We start from the raw sequence: 17512 nt of genomic DNA, 5'->3' as shown, positions 1-17512 counted from the left end.
GGTGCGGCTGACCTTAATCCAGATAACCTGGCTGAAGGTGCTGTTGCATCTGGCGGGTTTTCTACCGCTGCTGTGGCTGCTGCTCACCCTCAATCAGGGCGGATTCAGCGCCGATCCGGCGAAAGATATCCAGCATCTTACCGGCAGGATGGCGCTCAAGTTCCTGCTTGCCACGCTGGCGGTGACGCCGCTGGCGCGTTATGGCAAGCAGCCGTTGCTGATCCGCGTACGGCGTCTGCTGGGGCTGTGGAGTTTCGCCTGGGCAACGCTGCATCTGGTGAGCTATTCTCTGCTTGAACTCGGCATCAATCATCTTGGCCTGCTGGGTTCGGAACTGGTTTCGCGCCCTTATCTGACGCTGGGCATCGTCAGTTGGATGATGTTGCTGTCACTGGCGCTGACCTCATTCCAGCGTGCTCAACGCAAACTCGGTAAGCGTTGGCAAACGCTGCATAACGCCATCTACCTGGTGGCGATACTCGCGCCGGTTCACTATCTGTGGTCGGTAAAAACGTACTCGCCCCAGCCGTGGATTTACGCGCTAAGCGCGGCGATCCTGCTGGCATGGCGCTATAAAAAGCTGCGTAAGTGGCTGGCGCGGTAGTCGCGAATCGGGCTTTACTTAAGGCTTCTTCCTGCCAGTCCCTGGTCGCTGATAATCATCTTCGCTGATACGACCGTGACTTACAGGCTAAATGCATTGATATGGGGGCAATCCCCGCCTTTCCCGGATCCCTTATGCCAATTTTCATTTGAAAAGGTGACAAACTGGCTTTAGCCATGTATTTTGTGCGATGCCTAAATTATCGCGGGAGATGGCAGCAAAATGAGCGGCAAGTTGCATGTACTGCTTTTGAACGGCCCCAATCTGAATCTGCTGGGTACGCGTGAGCCGGAAAAGTACGGCCATACCTCGCTGGAAGAGATTGTCAGTGGGCTGACATTGCAGGCCAATGCGCTGGGCGTCACGCTCAGCCATCTCCAGTCCAATGCGGAACATGCGTTGATCGACCGCATTCATCAGGCGAAAGGCAACGTCGATTATATCGTCATTAATCCGGCGGCGTTCACCCATACCAGCGTGGCGCTGCGTGATGCGCTACTGGCCGTCAGCATTCCGTTTATTGAAGTTCACTTGTCAAACGTGCATGCTCGCGAGCCTTTTCGTCATCATTCATATCTTTCTGATATTTCTGCCGGCGTGATCTGTGGACTTGGCGTCGACGGTTATTCCTGGGCATTACAGACGGCAGTTAAACGCCTGTCACCATCTCATTAAACAGAGTACGGAACCACACTCATGGATATTCGTAAGATTAAAAAACTGATCGAACTGGTTGAAGAATCAGGCATTGCTGAACTGGAAATTTCTGAAGGCGAAGAGTCCGTTCGTATCAGCCGTGCACCGGTCAATACCGGCTACCCAATGATGCAGCAGGCTTATGCCGCACCAATGATGCAGCAGCCTGCTCTGGCAGCGGCCGTGGCTTCGGCTACCGCTCCGGCGATGGAAGCGCCTGCTGCTGCCGAGATCGGTGGCCATATCGTGCGTTCTCCTATGGTCGGTACTTTCTACCGTACCCCAAGCCCTGACGCGAAAGCGTTTGTGGAAATCGGTCAGAAAGTCAACGCCGGTGACACTCTGTGCATCGTTGAAGCAATGAAAATGATGAACCAGATCGAAGCCGATAAGTCCGGCATCGTGAAAGCGATTCTGGTCGAAAGCGGTCAGCCAGTTGAGTTTGACGAGCCGCTGGTCGTCATCGAATAACGGGGCAAACCATGCTGGATAAAATTGTAATTGCTAACCGTGGTGAAATTGCGCTGCGTATTCTGCGCGCCTGTAAAGAACTGGGTATTAAAACGGTTGCGGTGCACTCCACGGCGGATCGCGACCTGAAGCATGTGCTGCTGGCCGACGAGACCGTCTGTATTGGCCCGCCTCCGTCAGTGAAAAGCTACCTGAATATCCCGGCGCTGATTTCTGCTGCCGAGATCACCGGCGCGGTGGCTATCCACCCAGGCTACGGCTTCCTCTCCGAGAATGCGGACTTCGCCGAGCAGGTCGAGCGCTCAGGCTTTATCTTTATCGGGCCGAAAGCGGACACCATCCGCCTGATGGGCGATAAAGTGTCGGCGATCACCGCGATGAAGAAAGCGGGCGTGCCTACGGTGCCAGGCTCTGACGGCCCACTGACCGAGGATATGGATAAGAACCGCGCCTTTGCGAAACGCATCGGCTACCCGGTGATTATCAAGGCCTCCGGCGGCGGCGGCGGTCGCGGCATGCGCGTGGTACGCAGCGACAAAGAGCTGGAACAGTCGATAAACATGACGAAAGCGGAAGCCAAAGCGGCTTTCAACAACGACATGGTTTATATGGAAAAGTACCTGGAAAACCCGCGCCATATCGAAATTCAGGTATTGGCAGACGGCCAGGGCAACGCCATCTATCTGGCCGAACGCGACTGCTCCATGCAGCGTCGTCACCAGAAGGTGGTGGAAGAAGCACCAGCACCGGGCATTACCGAAGAGATGCGTCGCTATATCGGCGAACGCTGCTCGAAAGCCTGTATCGACATCGGCTATCGCGGCGCAGGCACCTTCGAGTTCCTGTATGAAAACGGTGAGTTCTATTTCATTGAGATGAACACCCGTATTCAGGTTGAGCACCCGGTTACCGAGATGATCACCGGCGTTGACCTGATCAAAGAGCAGCTGCGCATTGCCGCCGGCCAGCCGTTGTCGATCAAACAGGAAGAAGTGGTTATTCGCGGTCACGCGGTGGAATGCCGTATCAACGCCGAAGATGCGAATACTTTCCTGCCAAGCCCTGGCAAAATCACCCGCTTCCACGCGCCCGGTGGTTTTGGCGTGCGTTGGGAATCCCATATCTACGCCGGTTACACCGTACCGCCGTACTATGACTCCATGATTGGTAAGTTGATTACCTTTGGCGAAAACCGTGATGTGGCGATTTCACGCATGAAAAATGCGCTGGCTGAACTGATCATTGACGGCATCAAGACCAACGTCGAACTGCAGATGAAAATCATGTCGGACGAGAATTTCCAGCACGGTGGGACTAACATCCACTATCTGGAGAAAAAACTCGGTCTGCAAGAGAAGTAAGTGCGCCAGATGCCCGGTTTAACGGGCTGAAGTCGACAGATGCAGGGGCCGATTAGTCGGCCCCTTCTTATTAGGGAAGCGCATGGAAACACGTTTTTTACAGGCTCATCGTGAGGCGCGCTGGTCATTCGCGCTGGCGTTGGCTTATCTGGCCTGCTGGGCGCTGTCAGCCTGGCTGTTGGACGATCAACAGGGGCTGACCGGTTTACCGCACTGGTTTGAAATGGCCTGCCTGCTGGTGCCGCTGCTGTTTATTTTTCTTTGCTGGTTAATGGTGCGCGTTATCTTCCGCAATATCCCTCTGGAGGATCATCGTGAAGCTTGAAGTTATTCTGCCGCTGGCAGGTTATCTGCTGCTGGTCGCCGGGCTGTCGGTCTGGGCGATGCGCAAACGGCGCGAAGGGAATTTCCTCACTGAATACTTTCTCGGCAGTCGCTCAATGGGCGGCTTCGTGCTGGCGATGACGCTGACCACCACCTATATCAGCGCCAGTTCGTTTATCGGCGGCCCCGGTGCGGCTTATAAATACGGCCTGGGCTGGGTGTTGCTGTCGATGGTACAGGTGCCGGCTGTCTGGCTCTCACTGGGGGTGCTCGGCAAGAAGTTCGCTATTCTGGCGCGGCGTTACAATGCCGTTACGCTCAACGATATGCTGTATGCCCGCTATCGTAGCCCGCTGCTGGTGTGGCTGGCCAGCCTTAGCCTGCTGACCGCCTTTATTGGCGCAATGACTGTGCAGTTCGTTGGCGGCGCACGCCTGCTGGAAACGGCGGCCGGCATTCCCTACGACAGCGGGCTACTGATCTTTGGCGGCACCATCGCGCTGTATACCGCTTTTGGCGGTTTCCGCGCCAGCGTGCTCAACGATGCCATGCAGGGGCTGGTGATGCTGGCCGGCACCATCCTGCTGCTGGTTGCCGTCATACACGCGGCGGGCGGATTGCATAACGCGGTGCACACCTTACAGCAGATCGATCCGCAGCTGGTTTCTCCATCAGGCGTGGGCGATATTTTGACGCCGACTTTCCTCGCATCGTTCTCGGTTTTAGTCTGCTTTGGCGTGATTGGCCTGCCGCATACGGCGGTACGCTGCATCTCCTATAAAGACAGCAAGGCGGTACATCTGGCTATCCTGCTTGGCACCGTGGTGGTGGCCGTGCTGATGTTGGGGATGCATCTGGCAGGCGCGTTAGGACGAGCGGTGATCCCGGATTTACAGACCCCTGATACGGTGATCCCAACGCTGATGATCGCCGTGCTGCCGCCGCTGGCGGCCGGGATCTTTCTGGCAGCGCCGATGGCAGCAATCATGTCGACGGTTAATGCCCAGCTGCTACAATCGTCAGCGACCATCGTCAAGGATCTCTATTTGCGGGCATGCCCGCACCAGACAGACAATGAAGCGCGGTTGAAACGGCTCTCTTCGCTGGTCACCCTGGTGCTGGGCCTGCTGCTGCTGCTGGCGGCCTGGCATCCGCCGCAGATGATTATCTGGCTCAACCTGCTGGCCTTTGGCGGGCTGGAGGCGGTGTTCCTGTGGCCGCTGGTGCTCGGCCTGTATTGGGAAAAAGCCAATGCCGCTGGCGCACTGAGCAGTATGATTTGTGGTGCAGCCTGCTATAGCCTGTTGGCCAGCCTGTCGCTACACCCCTGGGGATTCCACCCGATTGTGCCCGCGCTGCTGCTCAGCCTGCTGGCGTTTATTATCGGCAACCGTTTTGGCCGTCCGGTGGTGGCCACAACGTCTGCCTCCACCCTGTTTGAATAAAGAGATTCGCTATGCCCTGGATACAGATGAAAATAAATACCATCGGCGCTCAGGCTGAAGAGCTGGGCGACGCACTGATTGAAAACGGTGCCGTGTCGGTCACCTTCCAGGATACCCACGATAACCCGGTGTTTGAACCGCTGCCGGGCGAGACGCGCCTGTGGGGCGATACCGATGTCATCGGCCTGTTTGACGCTGAAATCGATATGACAGAGGTGATAGCCGGGCTGGAGCAACATCCCCAGCTGGGCCACGGTTTCCTCCATAAGATTGAGCAAATTGAAGATAAGGACTGGGAACGCGAGTGGATGACAAACTTCCACCCGATGCGTTTCGGCCAACGTCTGTGGATTTGCCCAAGCTGGCGCGACGTACCAGACCCGGATGCGGTGAACGTGATGCTCGATCCGGGGCTGGCATTTGGTACCGGCACCCATCCCACGACGGCTCTGTGTCTGGCATGGCTGGATGGCCTGGACCTGACCGGTAAGACGATTATCGATTTTGGCTGTGGTTCCGGCATCCTGGCCATTGCTGCACTCAAGCTGGGAGCCGCCGCCGCTATCGGTATTGATATCGATCCCCAGGCCATTCAGGCCAGCCGGGACAATGCTGAACGCAATGGGGTTTCGGACCGCCTCTCGCTCTATCTGCCGCATCAGCAGCCGGGTAATCTGGTTGCCGATGTGGTGGTCGCCAATATCCTGGCAGGCCCGCTGCGTGAGCTGGCGCCGTTGATTAGCGTACTGCCGAAACAGGGCGGGCATCTTGGCCTGTCTGGCGTGCTGTCCAGCCAGGCGACGGCCGTCTGTGAAGCCTATGCCGACCTGTTCCAGCTTGATGCGGTAGCCGAGAAAGAAGAGTGGTGCCGCATTACTGGCGTACGCCGTTAAACAGGGTGCTTTCACAGCCGGCATACGCGGTGCCAGCTCTGTCGTCACGTCACATGTCTCGTTTAATGCGCAAATTGGCGCGATTTATATTGTTAACTTGCTCACAAAAAAAGAAAATCCCTTGTGAGCAATTTAATTATTCTTTATTAACTCACTGTTATTTATAAACATATAGCAAAAAAACAGGACCACTTCGATATTCACCTGACCTGTTAAGGTGTATTGTTCAAAGTTTGGCCTTTCATCTTCCTGAAAAAATGCGTAATATACGCCGCCTTGCGGACACACTATGGTCACTTTTTTTTCATGCGCATAGGAAATCACCAGCTTCGTAATCGCTTGATTGCGGCACCAATGGCCGGGATCACTGACAGGCCATTCAGAACCCTATGCGATGGGTGCTGGTATGACCGTCTCCGAGATGCTGTCGTCAAACCCTGAAGTCTGGGCAAGCGATAAGTCCCGGTTGCGTATGGTACACAGTGACGAACCCGGTATTCGTACCGTACAAATTGCCGGTTGTGATCCGCAAGAGATGGCAGAAGCCGCGCGCATCAACGCTGCATCAGGCGCGCAGGTGATCGACATCAACATGGGATGTCCCGCCAAAAAAGTGAATCGTAAGATGGCAGGTTCGGCGTTACTGCAACATCCTGAGCTGGTGAAGTCTATCCTCTCAGCCGTGGTCAATGCTGTTGACGTGCCGGTTACCTTAAAGATTCGCACCGGTTGGGACAGCGACAACCGCAACTGCGTAGAGATTGCCCAATTGGCTGAACGCTGTGGTATTCAGGCCCTGACAATTCATGGACGCACACGCGCCTGTTTGTTCAACGGTGATGCTGAGTACGACAGCATTCGGACAGTTAAGCAGAACGTATCCATTCCGGTTATCGCGAATGGAGACATTACTGACCCGCATAAAGCCAGAGCGGTACTCGATTATACGGGGGCTGATGCCCTGATGATAGGACGGGCTGCTCAGGGAAGACCGTGGATCTTCCGGGAAATCCAGCATTATCTGGACACTGGGGAGCTGCTGGCACCGATGCCACTGGCTGAAGTCAAGCGCTTGCTCATCGGGCACTTACGGGAACTGCACGGCTTTTATGGTCAGCGCAAGGGATACCGTATTGCCCGGAAGCACGTCTCCTGGTATCTGCAGGAGAACGCCCCAAACGACCAGTTTCGGCGCACATTCAACGCCATTGAGGATGCCAGCGAACAGCTGGAGGCGTTGGAGGCATACTTCGAAAATCTTGCGTAATTAGAAATAAAGAGCTGACAGAAATATGTTCGAACAACGCGTAAATTCTGACGTACTGACCGTATCAACCGTTAATTCACAGGATCAGGTGACCCAAAAGCCACTGCGTGATTCGGTCAAACAGGCACTGAAGAACTATTTTGCTCAACTGAATGGTCAGGATGTCAATGATCTGTATGAGCTGGTACTGGCTGAAGTTGAACAGCCTCTGTTAGACATGGTGATGCAATACACCCGTGGCAACCAGACCCGTGCAGCTCTGATGATGGGCATCAATCGCGGTACGCTGCGTAAGAAACTGAAAAAATACGGCATGAACTAATAGCTTCTGGTTAACATGTTGTTTTAAAAGCGCTTATTCCCTGGGATAGGCGCTTTTTTATATCCTGGCCGGCAGCGCAATCCTGAGTGGTCAGTCATTTTCAAAGAGTCGGTATCACAAAACACCGTTTTAGGAAAAAACCTGTTAACCTTGTCAGGCAGGATCGCTATTTTAATGCAATATAATCCGTATTGGACATCTCTCCGCACGGTCAGCGCCCTCACCTTATCGACTACGCTGTACGCACGTCCCACGAGTGTAAAGTTTCCGTCAATAGTAGAATGCGGCTAAACCTTAGCCCTTAACAGATGTCCGAGTCATTGTATCGCAGCTGATTGGCTTCATGATGCGCTACAGGTTCTCTAACACTTATCGTCTGAATGAGTATTTATGAAGCAGTCACAAAATTTCCACAGAGGCTTTCTGCGTCCGCGCTACTGGCTAACCTGGTTTGGCGTCGGCATCTTATTTCTGCTGGTCCAGCTCCCCTACCCACTGTTGCACAAACTGGGTACCTGGATGGGTAGAACCTCAATGCGTTTTATGAAACGCCGCGTGTCCATCGCACGCCGTAACCTGGAACTCTGTTTTCCGGAAATGGAAAAAGATCATCTGGAGCGGTGCATCATCGGTAATTTTGAATCGCTCGGCATGGGGTTGCTGGAAACCGGCATGGCCTGGTTCTGGTCCGATCGCCGGGTTAAGCGCTGGTTTAGCGTTAAAGGTCTGCATAACCTTCAGGCTGCGCAGGCAAATGGTCGCGGAGCGCTGATTATCGGCGTGCATTTTATGTCGCTTGAGCTGGGCGGTCGGACTATGGGCCTTTGCCAGCCCATGATGGCGATGTATCGTCCGCATAATAATAAGCTGATGGAATGGGTGCAGACCAAAGGGCGTATGCGTTCCAATAAGGCCATGATAAACCGGCGCGATCTGCGTGGCATGGTTCAGGCATTGAAGCAGGGTGAAGCCGTGTGGTTTGCCCCGGACCAGGATTATGGTCCGAAGGGGAGCGTTTTTGCTCCGCTGTTTGCCGTTCCCCAGGCAGCCACTACCAGCGGAACCTGGATGCTGGCACGGATGGCCAAACCCGCGCTGATTACCGTGGTGCTGGTGCGTAAAGAAAACGGTAGCGGTTACGAGCTGGTGATCCAGCCAGAACTGAAGGATTACCCGATTGAAGACGAGCAGCAGGCTGCCGAATATATGAACCGAGTGATTGAGCGCGAGATTATGCGCGCCCCGAATCAGTATATGTGGCTGCATCGACGCTTTAAAACTCGCCCGACCGGTGCCAGCTCGTTATATTGACCCACCTTTTCACCTTCGCCCCTTCAGCGCCTGCAGGCGCTGAAGCAGCTAAAGTCCCCTAGATATCCTATTCATAGCCCCCTTTCATACGCTGTTTCCAGTCGCTGAAACGATTCGCACCGGTTATGAACTCCCCTCCTGAATTCGCCCTGTATTGGTGCAATCCATCAGGTTAAGCCTCAGGCTGTCTCTGTTGGACAGCTAAGCTTTCCAATAAAATCAGGGTAATGCAACTCTGGCATCCTCCTTGCAAAGCTCTGTATGGCTTCGGCTACAGACAGGCAAAGCGCACCAAAGCGTACGCCAAAAATAACAAATAAATTCGCCACACAGGACGCTTTATGAAAAAGATGATGCTCTCCACGCTGGTTACCGCCGCAGCGCTGTTTACGCTCGCCAACCAGGCACATGCCGGCACCACGCTGGATGCAATAAAGAAGAAAGGCTTCATCCAGTGCGGCATCAGTGACGGGTTGCCTGGTTTCTCTTATGCGGATGCCAGCGGTAAGTTCAGCGGTATCGACGTGGACGTGTGTCGTGCTGCGGCAGCGGCAGTGTTGGGTGATGCCGGGAAAGTGAAATATACCCCGCTGACGGCTAAAGAACGCTTCACTGCCTTACAGTCTGGTGAGGTAGACATTCTTTCACGTAATACCACCTGGACCTCTGCCCGTGATGGCGGTATGGGCTTCATTTTCGCTGGCGTAAACTATTATGACGGCATCGGTTTCCTGACCCACCAGAAAGCAGGGCTGAAAAGCGCGAAAGAGCTGGACGGCGCAACCGTCTGTATTCAGGCCGGTACCGATACCGAACTGAACGTGGCCGACTATTTTAAAGCCAATAAAATGCAGTATACGCCGGTGACATTCGACCGCTCGGACGAATCGGCTAAGGCGCTGGATAGCGGTCGCTGCGACACCCTGGCTTCCGATCAGTCCCAGCTGTATGCGTTGCGTATCAAACTGGGCAAGCCTGACGACTTTATCGTGCTGCCGGAAGTGATTTCGAAAGAGCCACTGGGCCCGGTGGTACGCCGTGATGACGATGACTGGTTCACCATTGTTAAATGGTCGCTGTTCGCCATGCTGAATGCCGAAGAGATGGGGATCACCTCGAAAAATGTCGACAGCATGTCGGCAAAACCGTCAAACCCGGATATGGCTCATCTGCTCGGCGCTGAAGGTGACTTCGGTAAAGATCTGAAGCTGGGCAACAAATGGGCTTATAACATCATTAAGCAGGTGGGTAACTATCAGGAAGTCTTCGATCGCAATGTCGGAAAAGACAGCCAGCTGAAAATTGCTCGTGGCCAGAATGCGTTGTGGAACAATGGCGGTATTCAGTACGCGCCGCCAGTACGTTAACTCCTCTGATTAGCGGGCACCGGAGTTCCGGCGCCCAACTCTGAATTTTCGTTACTGAGGTTTTATCATGTCTCCACGCCCAGCAGTAAAAAGGGATTTTTCCTTTAGTCATCCTGCGGTGCGCGCCTGGCTTTTTCAGATTGTTGCTGTTGTCGCGGTGCTTATCGTTGCAGGATATCTGATCCACAACACCACTAATAATCTTGCCAGCCGTGGCATTACTTCCGGATTTAGCTTCCTTGAACGTAACGCTGGTTTTGGTATCGTCCAGCATCTGATTGATTACTCAGAAGGGGATAGCTATGCGCGCGTCTTTCTGGTCGGGTTAACCAACACCCTGCTGGTATCTGCGCTCTGTATCGTTTTCGCCTCATTACTGGGCTTTTTCGTTGGCCTGGCGCGCCTGTCTGATAACTGGCTGCTGCGTAAATTATCCACTGTTTATGTCGAGACGTTCCGCAATATCCCGCCGCTGTTGCAGATCTTCTTCTGGTACTTTGCCGTGCTGCGCAACCTGCCCGGGCCACGCCAGGCGCTACATGCCTTCGATCTGGCCTTTGTCAGTAACCGTGGACTGTATATTCCGTGGCCTGAATATTCAGCAGGGACCGTGCCGTTCCTGCTTGCCCTGCTGCTGGCGACGGCTATCAGTACAGCCCTGTTCCGCTACAATAAACAGCATCAGCTTAAGACCGGGCGGTTGCGTCGTACATGGCCTGCCACGGTCGCCATGCTGGCCCTGTTTCCGTTGGCAGCCATCCTGCTGGCAGGCAGCCCGATGCACTGGGATATCCCACAGCTGCGCGGTTTTAATTTTCGTGGCGGATTTGTCCTGATCCCGGAGCTGGCCGCACTCACGCTGGCGTTGTCGATCTATACCTCCACGTTTATTGCCGAGGTTATACGTTCAGGGATCCAATCGGTGCCATACGGTCAGCATGAGGCTGCATCTTCTCTCGGTCTGCCGCATACGGTAACACTGCACCAGGTGATTATCCCGCAGGCGTTGCGCGTTATCATTCCGCCACTGACCAGCCAGTATCTGAATATCGTGAAGAACTCCTCGCTGGCAGCAGCTATTGGTTATCCCGATATGGTGTCGCTGTTTGCTGGTACGGTGCTGAACCAGACGGGACAGGCGATTGAAACCATCGCCATCACCATGGGGGTTTATCTCATCATCAGCCTGTCGATTTCGCTGTTAATGAATATCTACAACCGCAAAATCGCCCTGATAGAGCGCTAAAGACGAGATTATTATGACTGTTATCATTGATGAGACGCCAGCGACCAAAACTCATGCATTCTCACGTTCCGTCGCCTGGGCAAGAAAAAATCTTTTCTCTGGCGTCGGTAATTCGTTACTCACGCTGCTTTGCCTGTGGATCATGTGGGAAGCGATTCCGCCTGCACTTAACTGGCTGATATTTCAGGCCAACTGGACAGGTGATACGCGCGCAGACTGCACTAAAGAGGGAGCCTGCTGGGTATTTATTCATGCGCGCTTTGGTCAGCTGATGTATGGGCTTTATCCGCATGAGCTGCGCTGGCGTATTAATCTGGCGCTGGTCATCGGCCTGCTGTCGATCGTTCCGATGTTGGTGAAAAGCCTGCCGCGCCGTGGCAGCTATCTTGTTGGCTGGGCGGTGGTTTATCCTCTGCTGGTATGGCTGCTGATGTACGGCGGCTGGCTGGGGCTGGAGCAGGTGGAAACCCGCCAGTGGGGCGGTCTGACATTAACGCTGATTATTGCTGCGGTCGGTATCGCCGGAGCACTGCCCGCCGGCATTCTGTTGGCATTGGGCAGGCGCTCGCGAATGCCGGTTGTGCGTACCCTGTGCGTGTTATTCATTGAGTTTTGGCGCGGGGTTCCACTGATCACCGTCCTGTTTATGTCCTCGGTGATGCTACCGCTGTTTATGGCGGAAGGCAGCTCTATCGATAAGCTGATACGCGCTTTGGTCGGAGTGATCCTGTTTCAGTCGGCCTATGTCGCTGAAGTAGTGCGTGGCGGGCTGCAGGCGCTGCCGAAAGGTCAGTACGAAGGCGCCGAGTCGCTGGCGTTAGGCTACTGGAAAACGCAGGGACTGGTGATCCTTCCTCAGGCATTAAAGCTGGTTATTCCGGGGTTGGTGAACACCATCATTGCGCTGTTCAAAGATACCAGCCTGGTCATCATCATTGGTCTGTTCGATCTGTTCAGCAGCGTGCAGCAGGCCACGGTCGACCCCGCCTGGCTGGGGATGTCCACCGAAGGCTACGTCTTTGCTGCGCTTATCTATTGGATTTTCTGTTTTAGTATGTCGCGCTATAGCCAGCATTTGGAAAAGCGCTTTCACACCGGGCGTACACCGCACTAAGGTTTAATAAGATGACGAAAATGATGAGCCAGACTAACGACGCGATGATGATAACGCTTGAGAACGTCAACAAATGGTACGGCCAGTTTCATGTGTTGAAGAATATTAATCTGCAGGTTAAACCACGCGAACGTATCGTGCTTTGTGGGCCTTCCGGGTCCGGAAAATCGACGACGATCCGCTGTATTAACCATCTTGAGGAGCATCAACAGGGGCGTATTGTGGTGGACGGAACCTTACTGAATGACGATCTGCGCAATATTGAACGCGTGCGTACTGAAGTCGGGATGGTATTTCAACACTTTAATCTGTTCCCGCATCTGAGCGTATTACAGAACTGTACGCTTGCGCCTGTCTGGGTGCGCAAAACGCCAAAGAAGGAAGCGGAAGAGTTGGCCATGCACTATCTGGAACGCGTGCGTATTGCAGAACACGCGCATAAGTTTCCGGGACAGCTTTCGGGTGGCCAGCAGCAGCGCGTGGCGATAGCCCGCTCGCTGTGTATGAAGCCCAAAATCATGCTGTTTGATGAACCGACTTCCGCACTGGATCCGGAGATGGTGAAAGAAGTGCTCGATACCATGATCGGCCTGGCAGAAGACGGAATGACTATGCTGTGCGTTACCCATGAAATGGGCTTTGCTCGTACCATTGCTGACCGGGTGATCTTTATGGATCGCGGTGAAATCGTTGAGCAGGCTCCGCCACAGCAGTTTTTTGCTAATCCTGAGTCCGAACGTACTCGCGCTTTCCTCTCGCAGGTTATTCACTAACTCTCCCTCTCGTACTGCCATAGCCTACGAAACTCCCACCCAGAAATGGCGGGAGTTTTTATTTGCAGTTAATCACTTATGGCTCTCACTACCGACGAACAGGGCTTTTGAACGGTTTTTTTGGGGGAACTGATAACGCAAAAAGGCCATCCCGGAGGATGGCCTTTTGCTTGATTTNATGCCTGGCAGTTCCCTACTCTCGCATGGGGAGACCCCACACTACCATCGGCGCTACGGCGTTTCACTTCTGAGTTCGGCATGGGGTCAGGTGGGACCACCGCGCTANAGCCGCCAGGCAAATTCTTTATTTGCCGAACTCATGCCATTTTACTGGTGCTGATACCCAGAGTCGAACTGGGGACCTCACCCTTACCAAGGGTGCGCTCTACCAACTGAGCCATATCAGCACACTCAATTTTTAAGGGCGACAAAAATATCGCCCTTATTTATTTGATGCCTGGCAGTTCCCTACTCTCGCATGGGGAGACCCCACACTACCATCGGCGCTACGGCGTTTCACTTCTGAGTTCGGCATGGGGTCAGGTGGGACCACCGCGCTAAAGCCGCCAGGCAAATTCTGGTGCTCTGTCCTTCGTCTTTTACGCCGCTGCCGCGTTGGCTTCCTTCGCTCGCAACGGTCACATACTCGTGTATGCTCCCGCCGACTCGGCTCAGTTGCCGCCTTGCCGCAACGTAAAATACTCGGACACAGAAACGAATCTCGTTCCCGCTAATTCTTTATCCGGTTCAAGCTGAAAATATCTCTTCGTCTCTCAATACTCACCAGAACGCTTCTGGCGTTGTAAGGTTAAGCCTCACGGGTCATTAGTACCGGTTAGCTCAACGCATCGCTGCGCTTACACACCCGGCCTATCAACGTCGTCGTCTTCAACGTCCCTTCAGGACTCTCAAGGAGTCAGGGAAGATTCATCTCGAGGCAAGTTTCGCGCTTAGATGCTTTCAGCGCTTATCTTTTCCGCACTTAGCTACCGGGCAATGCCATTGGCATGACAACCCGAACACCAGCGGTGCGTTCACTCCGGTCCTCTCGTACTAGGAGCAACCCCTCTCAATCTTCCAGCGCCCACGGCAGATAGGGACCGAACTGTCTCACGACGTTCTAAACCCAGCTCGCGTACCACTTTAAACGGCGAACAGCCGTACCCTTGGGACCTACTTCAGCCCCAGGATGTGATGAGCCGACATCGAGGTGCCAAACACCGCCGTCGATATGAACTCTTGGGCGGTATCAGCCTGTTATCCCCGGAGTACCTTTTATCCGTTGAGCGATGGCCCTTCCATTCAGAACCACCGGATCACTATGACCTGCTTTCGCACCTGCCCGAGCCGTCACTCTCGCAGTCAAGCCAGCTTATGCCATTGCACTAACCTCACGATGTCCGACCGTGATTAGCTGACCTTCGTGCTCCTCCGTTACTCTTTGGGAGGAGACCGCCCCAGTCAAACTACCCACCAGACACTGTCCCCACGCCGGATTACGGCGCCAGGTTAGAACATCAAACGTTAAAGGGTGGTATTTCAAGGTTGGCTCCACGCAGACTGGCGTCCACGCTTCNAAGCCTCCCACCTATCCTACACATCAAGGCTCAATGTTCAGTGTCAAGCTGTAGTAAAGGTTCACGGGGTCTTTCCGTCTTGCCGCGGGTACACTGCATCTTCACAGCGAGTTCAATTTCACTGAGTCTCGGGTGGAGACAGCCTGGCCATCATTACGCCATTCGTGCAGGTCGGAACTTACCCGACAAGGAATTTCGCTACCTTAGGACCGTTATAGTTACGGCCGCCGTTTACCGGGGCTTCGATCAAGAGCTTCTCCTTNCGGATAACCCCATCAATTAACCTTCCGGCACCGGGCAGGCGTCACACCGTATACGTCCACTTTCGTGTTTGCACAGTGCTGTGTTTTTAATAAACAGTTGCAGCCAGCTGGTATCTTCGACTGGCTTCAGCTCCGCGAGCAAGTCGCTTCACCTACGCGCCAGCGTGCCTTCTCCCGAAGTTACGGCACCATTTTGCCTAGTTCCTTCACCCGAGTTCTCTCAAGCGCCTTGGTATTCTCTACCTGACCACCTGTGTCGGTTTGGGGTACGATTCGATGTTACCTGATGCTTAGAGGCTTTTCCTGGAAGCAGGGCATTTGTCACTTCAGCACCGTGGTGCCTCGTCATCACGCCTCAGCCTTAAAGAGTTCCGGATTTGCCTGGAACTCAAGCCTGCACGCTTAAACCGGGACAACCGTCGCCCGGCCAACATAGCCTTCTCCGTCCCCCCTTCGCAGTAACACCCAGTACGGGAATATTAACCCGTTTCCCATCGACTACGCCTTTCGGCCTCGCCTTAGGGGTCGACTCACCCTGCCCCGATTAACGTTGGACAGGAACCCTTGGTCTTCCGGCGAGCGGGCTTTTCACCCGCTTTATCGTTACTTATGTCAGCATTCGCACTTCTGATACCTCCAGCAGACCTCACNGTCCACCTTCGACGGCTTACAGAACGCTCCCCTACCCAACGGACGTATCCCGAGGCCCACTCGACTTTNATGGGCGCATTGACGTCGCTGCGCTCCGTCAATCGTTATCCACTATAGTGAATGTGCCTGGGTGATACGTCCGCTGCCGCAGCTTCGGTGCATGGTTTAGCCCCGTTACATCTTCCGCGCAGGCCGACTCGACCAGTGAGCTATTACGCTTTCTTTAAATGATGGCTGCTTCTAAGCCAACATCCTGGCTGTCTGGGCCTTCCCACATCGTTTCCCACTTAACCATGACTTTGGGACCTTAGCTGGCGGTCTGGGTTGTTTCCCTCTTCACGACGGACGTTAGCACCCGCCGTGTGTCTCCCGTGATAACATTCTCCGGTATTCGCAGTTTGCATCGGATCGGTAAGCCGGGATGGCCCCCTGGCCGAAACAGTGCTCTACCCCCGGAGATGAGTTCACGAGGCGCTACCTAAATAGCTTTCGGGGAGAACCAGCTATCTCCCGGTTTGATTGGCCTTTCACCCCCCAGCCACAAGTCATCCGCTAATTTTTCAACATTAGTCGGTTCGGTCCTCCAGTTAGTGTTACCCAACCTTCAACCTGCCCATGGCTAGATCACCGGGTTTCGGGTCTATACCCTGCAACTTAACGCCCGGTTAAGACTCGGTTTCCCTGCGGCTCCCCTATACGGTTAACCTTGCTACAGAATATAAGTCGCTGACCCATTATACAAAAGGTACGCAGTCACACCACGAAGGTGCTCCCACTGCTTGTACGTACACGGTTTCAGGTTCTGTTTCACTCCCCTCGCCGGGGTTCTTTTCGCCTTTCCCTCACGGTACTGGTTCACTATCGGTCAGTCAGGAGTATTTAGCCTTGGAGGATGGTCCCCCCCATATTCAGACAGGATGTCACGTGTCCCGCCCTACTCATCGAACTCACAATAAGTGCCTTTTTGTGTACGGGGCTGTCACCCTTTACTGCGCGACTTTCCAGACGCTTCCACTAAAGCACAAACTGATTCAGGTTCTGGGCTGTTCCCCGTTCGCTCGCCGCTACTGGGGGAATCTCGGTTGATTTCTTTTCCTCGGGGTACTTAGATGTTTCAGTTCCCCCGGTTCGCCTCATGCCACTATGTATTCATGACATGATAGTGCAACGGATTGCACTGGGTTTCCCCATTCGGGTATCGTCGGTTGTTGCGGTTCATATCACCTTACCGACGCTTATCGCAGATTAGCACGCCCTTCATCGCCTCTGACTGCCTGGGCATCCACCGTGTACGCTTAGTCGCTTAACCTCACAACCCACAAGCGTCCCGAAAGACGTCTGTCAGTTGCAGGCATTGAGAGACTCGAACATGTCGTTAACTTCATTCTTATTACGGAGAATGAACACGACACGTCGTTTCAATTTTCAGCTTGTTCCGGATTGTTAAAGAGCATAATACTTCGCAGCATACTGTTAACCAGTACACTCTGAAATATTGAATTCAGAAAAACCATATGGTGGAGCTAAGCGGGATCGAACCGCTGACCTCCTGCGTGCAAGGCAGGCGCTCTCCCAGCTGAGCTATAGCCCCATACGGTCTGACAGAAACCTTTTTCTACCACTCATGAGGAGTCGCATTTTCTTTATAAAGAGAAAATGCAATTTCTTTTCAGGCAAGGCATGCGGGAGGGAAGTTTACTACAGTAAACGACCGAGTGCATAACGCAGCATGAGAAGAAATTTGGTAGGCCTGAGTGGACTTGAACCACCGACCTCACCCTTATCAGGGGTGCGCTCTAACCACCTGAGCTACAAGCCTGTAGAGGT

The 17512-nt window shown here is 53.9% G+C and carries 13 protein-coding genes, 3 tRNA genes, 3 rRNA genes and 1 pseudogene; 14 read left to right on the top strand and 6 right to left on the bottom strand.

The window, feature by feature from the left end:
• The first annotated feature begins 1 nt into the window (after position 1).
• The 14 genes and pseudogenes from msrQ (at position 2) to EPYR_RS01510 (ending at position 13194) form a co-directional block, all read left to right on the top strand.
• Positions 2 to 604 carry a protein-methionine-sulfoxide reductase heme-binding subunit MsrQ gene (msrQ, locus tag EPYR_RS01580; RefSeq protein ID WP_041474077.1) on the top strand — a complete coding sequence of 201 codons (603 nt, stop codon included), beginning with the start codon at positions 2 to 4 and terminating at the stop codon, positions 602 to 604.
• A gap of 222 nt (positions 605 to 826) precedes the next feature.
• Entirely contained in the window at positions 827 to 1279 is a 453-nt protein-coding gene (aroQ, locus tag EPYR_RS01575; protein WP_012666661.1) for a type II 3-dehydroquinate dehydratase, read from the top strand.
• Positions 1280 to 1300: 21 nt separating this feature from the next.
• Entirely contained in the window at positions 1301 to 1771 is a 471-nt protein-coding gene (gene accB / locus EPYR_RS01570; RefSeq protein ID WP_012666660.1) for an acetyl-CoA carboxylase biotin carboxyl carrier protein, read from the top strand.
• Positions 1772 to 1782: 11 nt separating this feature from the next.
• Entirely contained in the window at positions 1783 to 3132 is a 1350-nt protein-coding gene (gene accC / locus EPYR_RS01565; RefSeq protein WP_012666659.1) for an acetyl-CoA carboxylase biotin carboxylase subunit, read from the top strand.
• 82 nt (positions 3133 to 3214) lie between these two features.
• Complete coding sequence (locus EPYR_RS01560) at positions 3215 to 3457, top strand: YhdT family protein (RefSeq protein WP_012666658.1); 243 nt, start codon at positions 3215 to 3217, stop codon at positions 3455 to 3457.
• Positions 3447 to 4901, top strand: a complete 1455-nt coding sequence (gene panF, locus EPYR_RS01555; protein WP_012666657.1) for a sodium/pantothenate symporter — start codon at positions 3447 to 3449, stop codon at positions 4899 to 4901. Before EPYR_RS01560 ends, panF begins: the two co-directional genes overlap by 11 nt.
• Positions 4902 to 4912: 11 nt before the next feature.
• Positions 4913 to 5794 carry a 50S ribosomal protein L11 methyltransferase gene (prmA, locus tag EPYR_RS01550; RefSeq protein ID WP_012666656.1) on the top strand — a complete coding sequence of 294 codons (882 nt, stop codon included), beginning with the start codon at positions 4913 to 4915 and terminating at the stop codon, positions 5792 to 5794.
• A 306-nt stretch (positions 5795 to 6100) separates the two neighbouring features.
• Positions 6101 to 7061 (top strand): annotated as a pseudogene (dusB, locus tag EPYR_RS01540) (tRNA dihydrouridine synthase DusB).
• Between the two features lie 25 nt (positions 7062 to 7086).
• The gene (gene fis / locus EPYR_RS01535; RefSeq protein WP_000462905.1) at positions 7087 to 7383 is read left to right on the top strand and encodes a DNA-binding transcriptional regulator Fis; all 297 of its coding nucleotides are present in this window, start codon (positions 7087 to 7089) and stop codon (positions 7381 to 7383) included.
• A gap of 390 nt (positions 7384 to 7773) precedes the next feature.
• Entirely contained in the window at positions 7774 to 8694 is a 921-nt protein-coding gene (lpxP, locus tag EPYR_RS01530) for a kdo(2)-lipid IV(A) palmitoleoyltransferase (RefSeq protein ID WP_012666653.1), read from the top strand.
• 341 nt (positions 8695 to 9035) lie between these two features.
• Positions 9036 to 10061, top strand: coding sequence for an amino acid ABC transporter substrate-binding protein (locus tag EPYR_RS01525; RefSeq protein WP_012666652.1), 1026 nt, complete (start codon positions 9036 to 9038; stop codon positions 10059 to 10061).
• Positions 10062 to 10128: 67 nt separating this feature from the next.
• The gene (locus EPYR_RS01520) at positions 10129 to 11307 is read left to right on the top strand and encodes an amino acid ABC transporter permease (RefSeq protein WP_012666651.1); all 1179 of its coding nucleotides are present in this window, start codon (positions 10129 to 10131) and stop codon (positions 11305 to 11307) included.
• Between the two features lie 13 nt (positions 11308 to 11320).
• Positions 11321 to 12421 (top strand): amino acid ABC transporter permease, encoded by a 1101-nt coding sequence (locus EPYR_RS01515; protein ID WP_012666650.1) that lies wholly within the window; start codon positions 11321 to 11323, stop codon positions 12419 to 12421.
• Positions 12422 to 12432: 11 nt separating this feature from the next.
• Positions 12433 to 13194 carry an amino acid ABC transporter ATP-binding protein gene (locus EPYR_RS01510; protein ID WP_014538455.1) on the top strand — a complete coding sequence of 254 codons (762 nt, stop codon included), beginning with the start codon at positions 12433 to 12435 and terminating at the stop codon, positions 13192 to 13194.
• A gap of 180 nt (positions 13195 to 13374) precedes the next feature.
• On the opposite strand, the gene rrf (EPYR_RS01505) is transcribed toward EPYR_RS01510, so the two are convergent.
• The 6 genes from rrf (EPYR_RS01505) to EPYR_RS01480 all read right to left on the bottom strand — a co-directional run bounded on the left by rrf (EPYR_RS01505) (position 13375) and on the right by EPYR_RS01480 (position 17504).
• Positions 13375 to 13490 (bottom strand): 5S ribosomal RNA (rrf, locus tag EPYR_RS01505).
• A 35-nt stretch (positions 13491 to 13525) separates the two neighbouring features.
• Positions 13526 to 13601: transfer RNA gene (locus EPYR_RS01500), tRNA-Thr, on the bottom strand.
• A 48-nt stretch (positions 13602 to 13649) separates the two neighbouring features.
• Positions 13650 to 13765 (bottom strand): 5S ribosomal RNA (gene rrf, locus EPYR_RS01495).
• 233 nt (positions 13766 to 13998) lie between these two features.
• Positions 13999 to 16994, bottom strand: a 23S ribosomal RNA gene (locus tag EPYR_RS01490).
• A gap of 206 nt (positions 16995 to 17200) precedes the next feature.
• A tRNA-Ala gene (locus EPYR_RS01485) sits at positions 17201 to 17276 on the bottom strand.
• A gap of 151 nt (positions 17277 to 17427) precedes the next feature.
• Positions 17428 to 17504 (bottom strand) — tRNA-Ile (locus EPYR_RS01480).
• Between the last annotated feature and the right edge of the window lie 8 nt (positions 17505 to 17512).

The sequence above is a fragment of the Erwinia pyrifoliae DSM 12163 genome (genome assembly GCF_000026985.1).
GTDB lineage: Bacteria > Pseudomonadota > Gammaproteobacteria > Enterobacterales > Enterobacteriaceae > Erwinia > Erwinia pyrifoliae.
The sequence above is the reverse complement of the archived record's forward strand: the minus strand, read 5'-3'. Positions and strand labels throughout refer to the sequence as shown.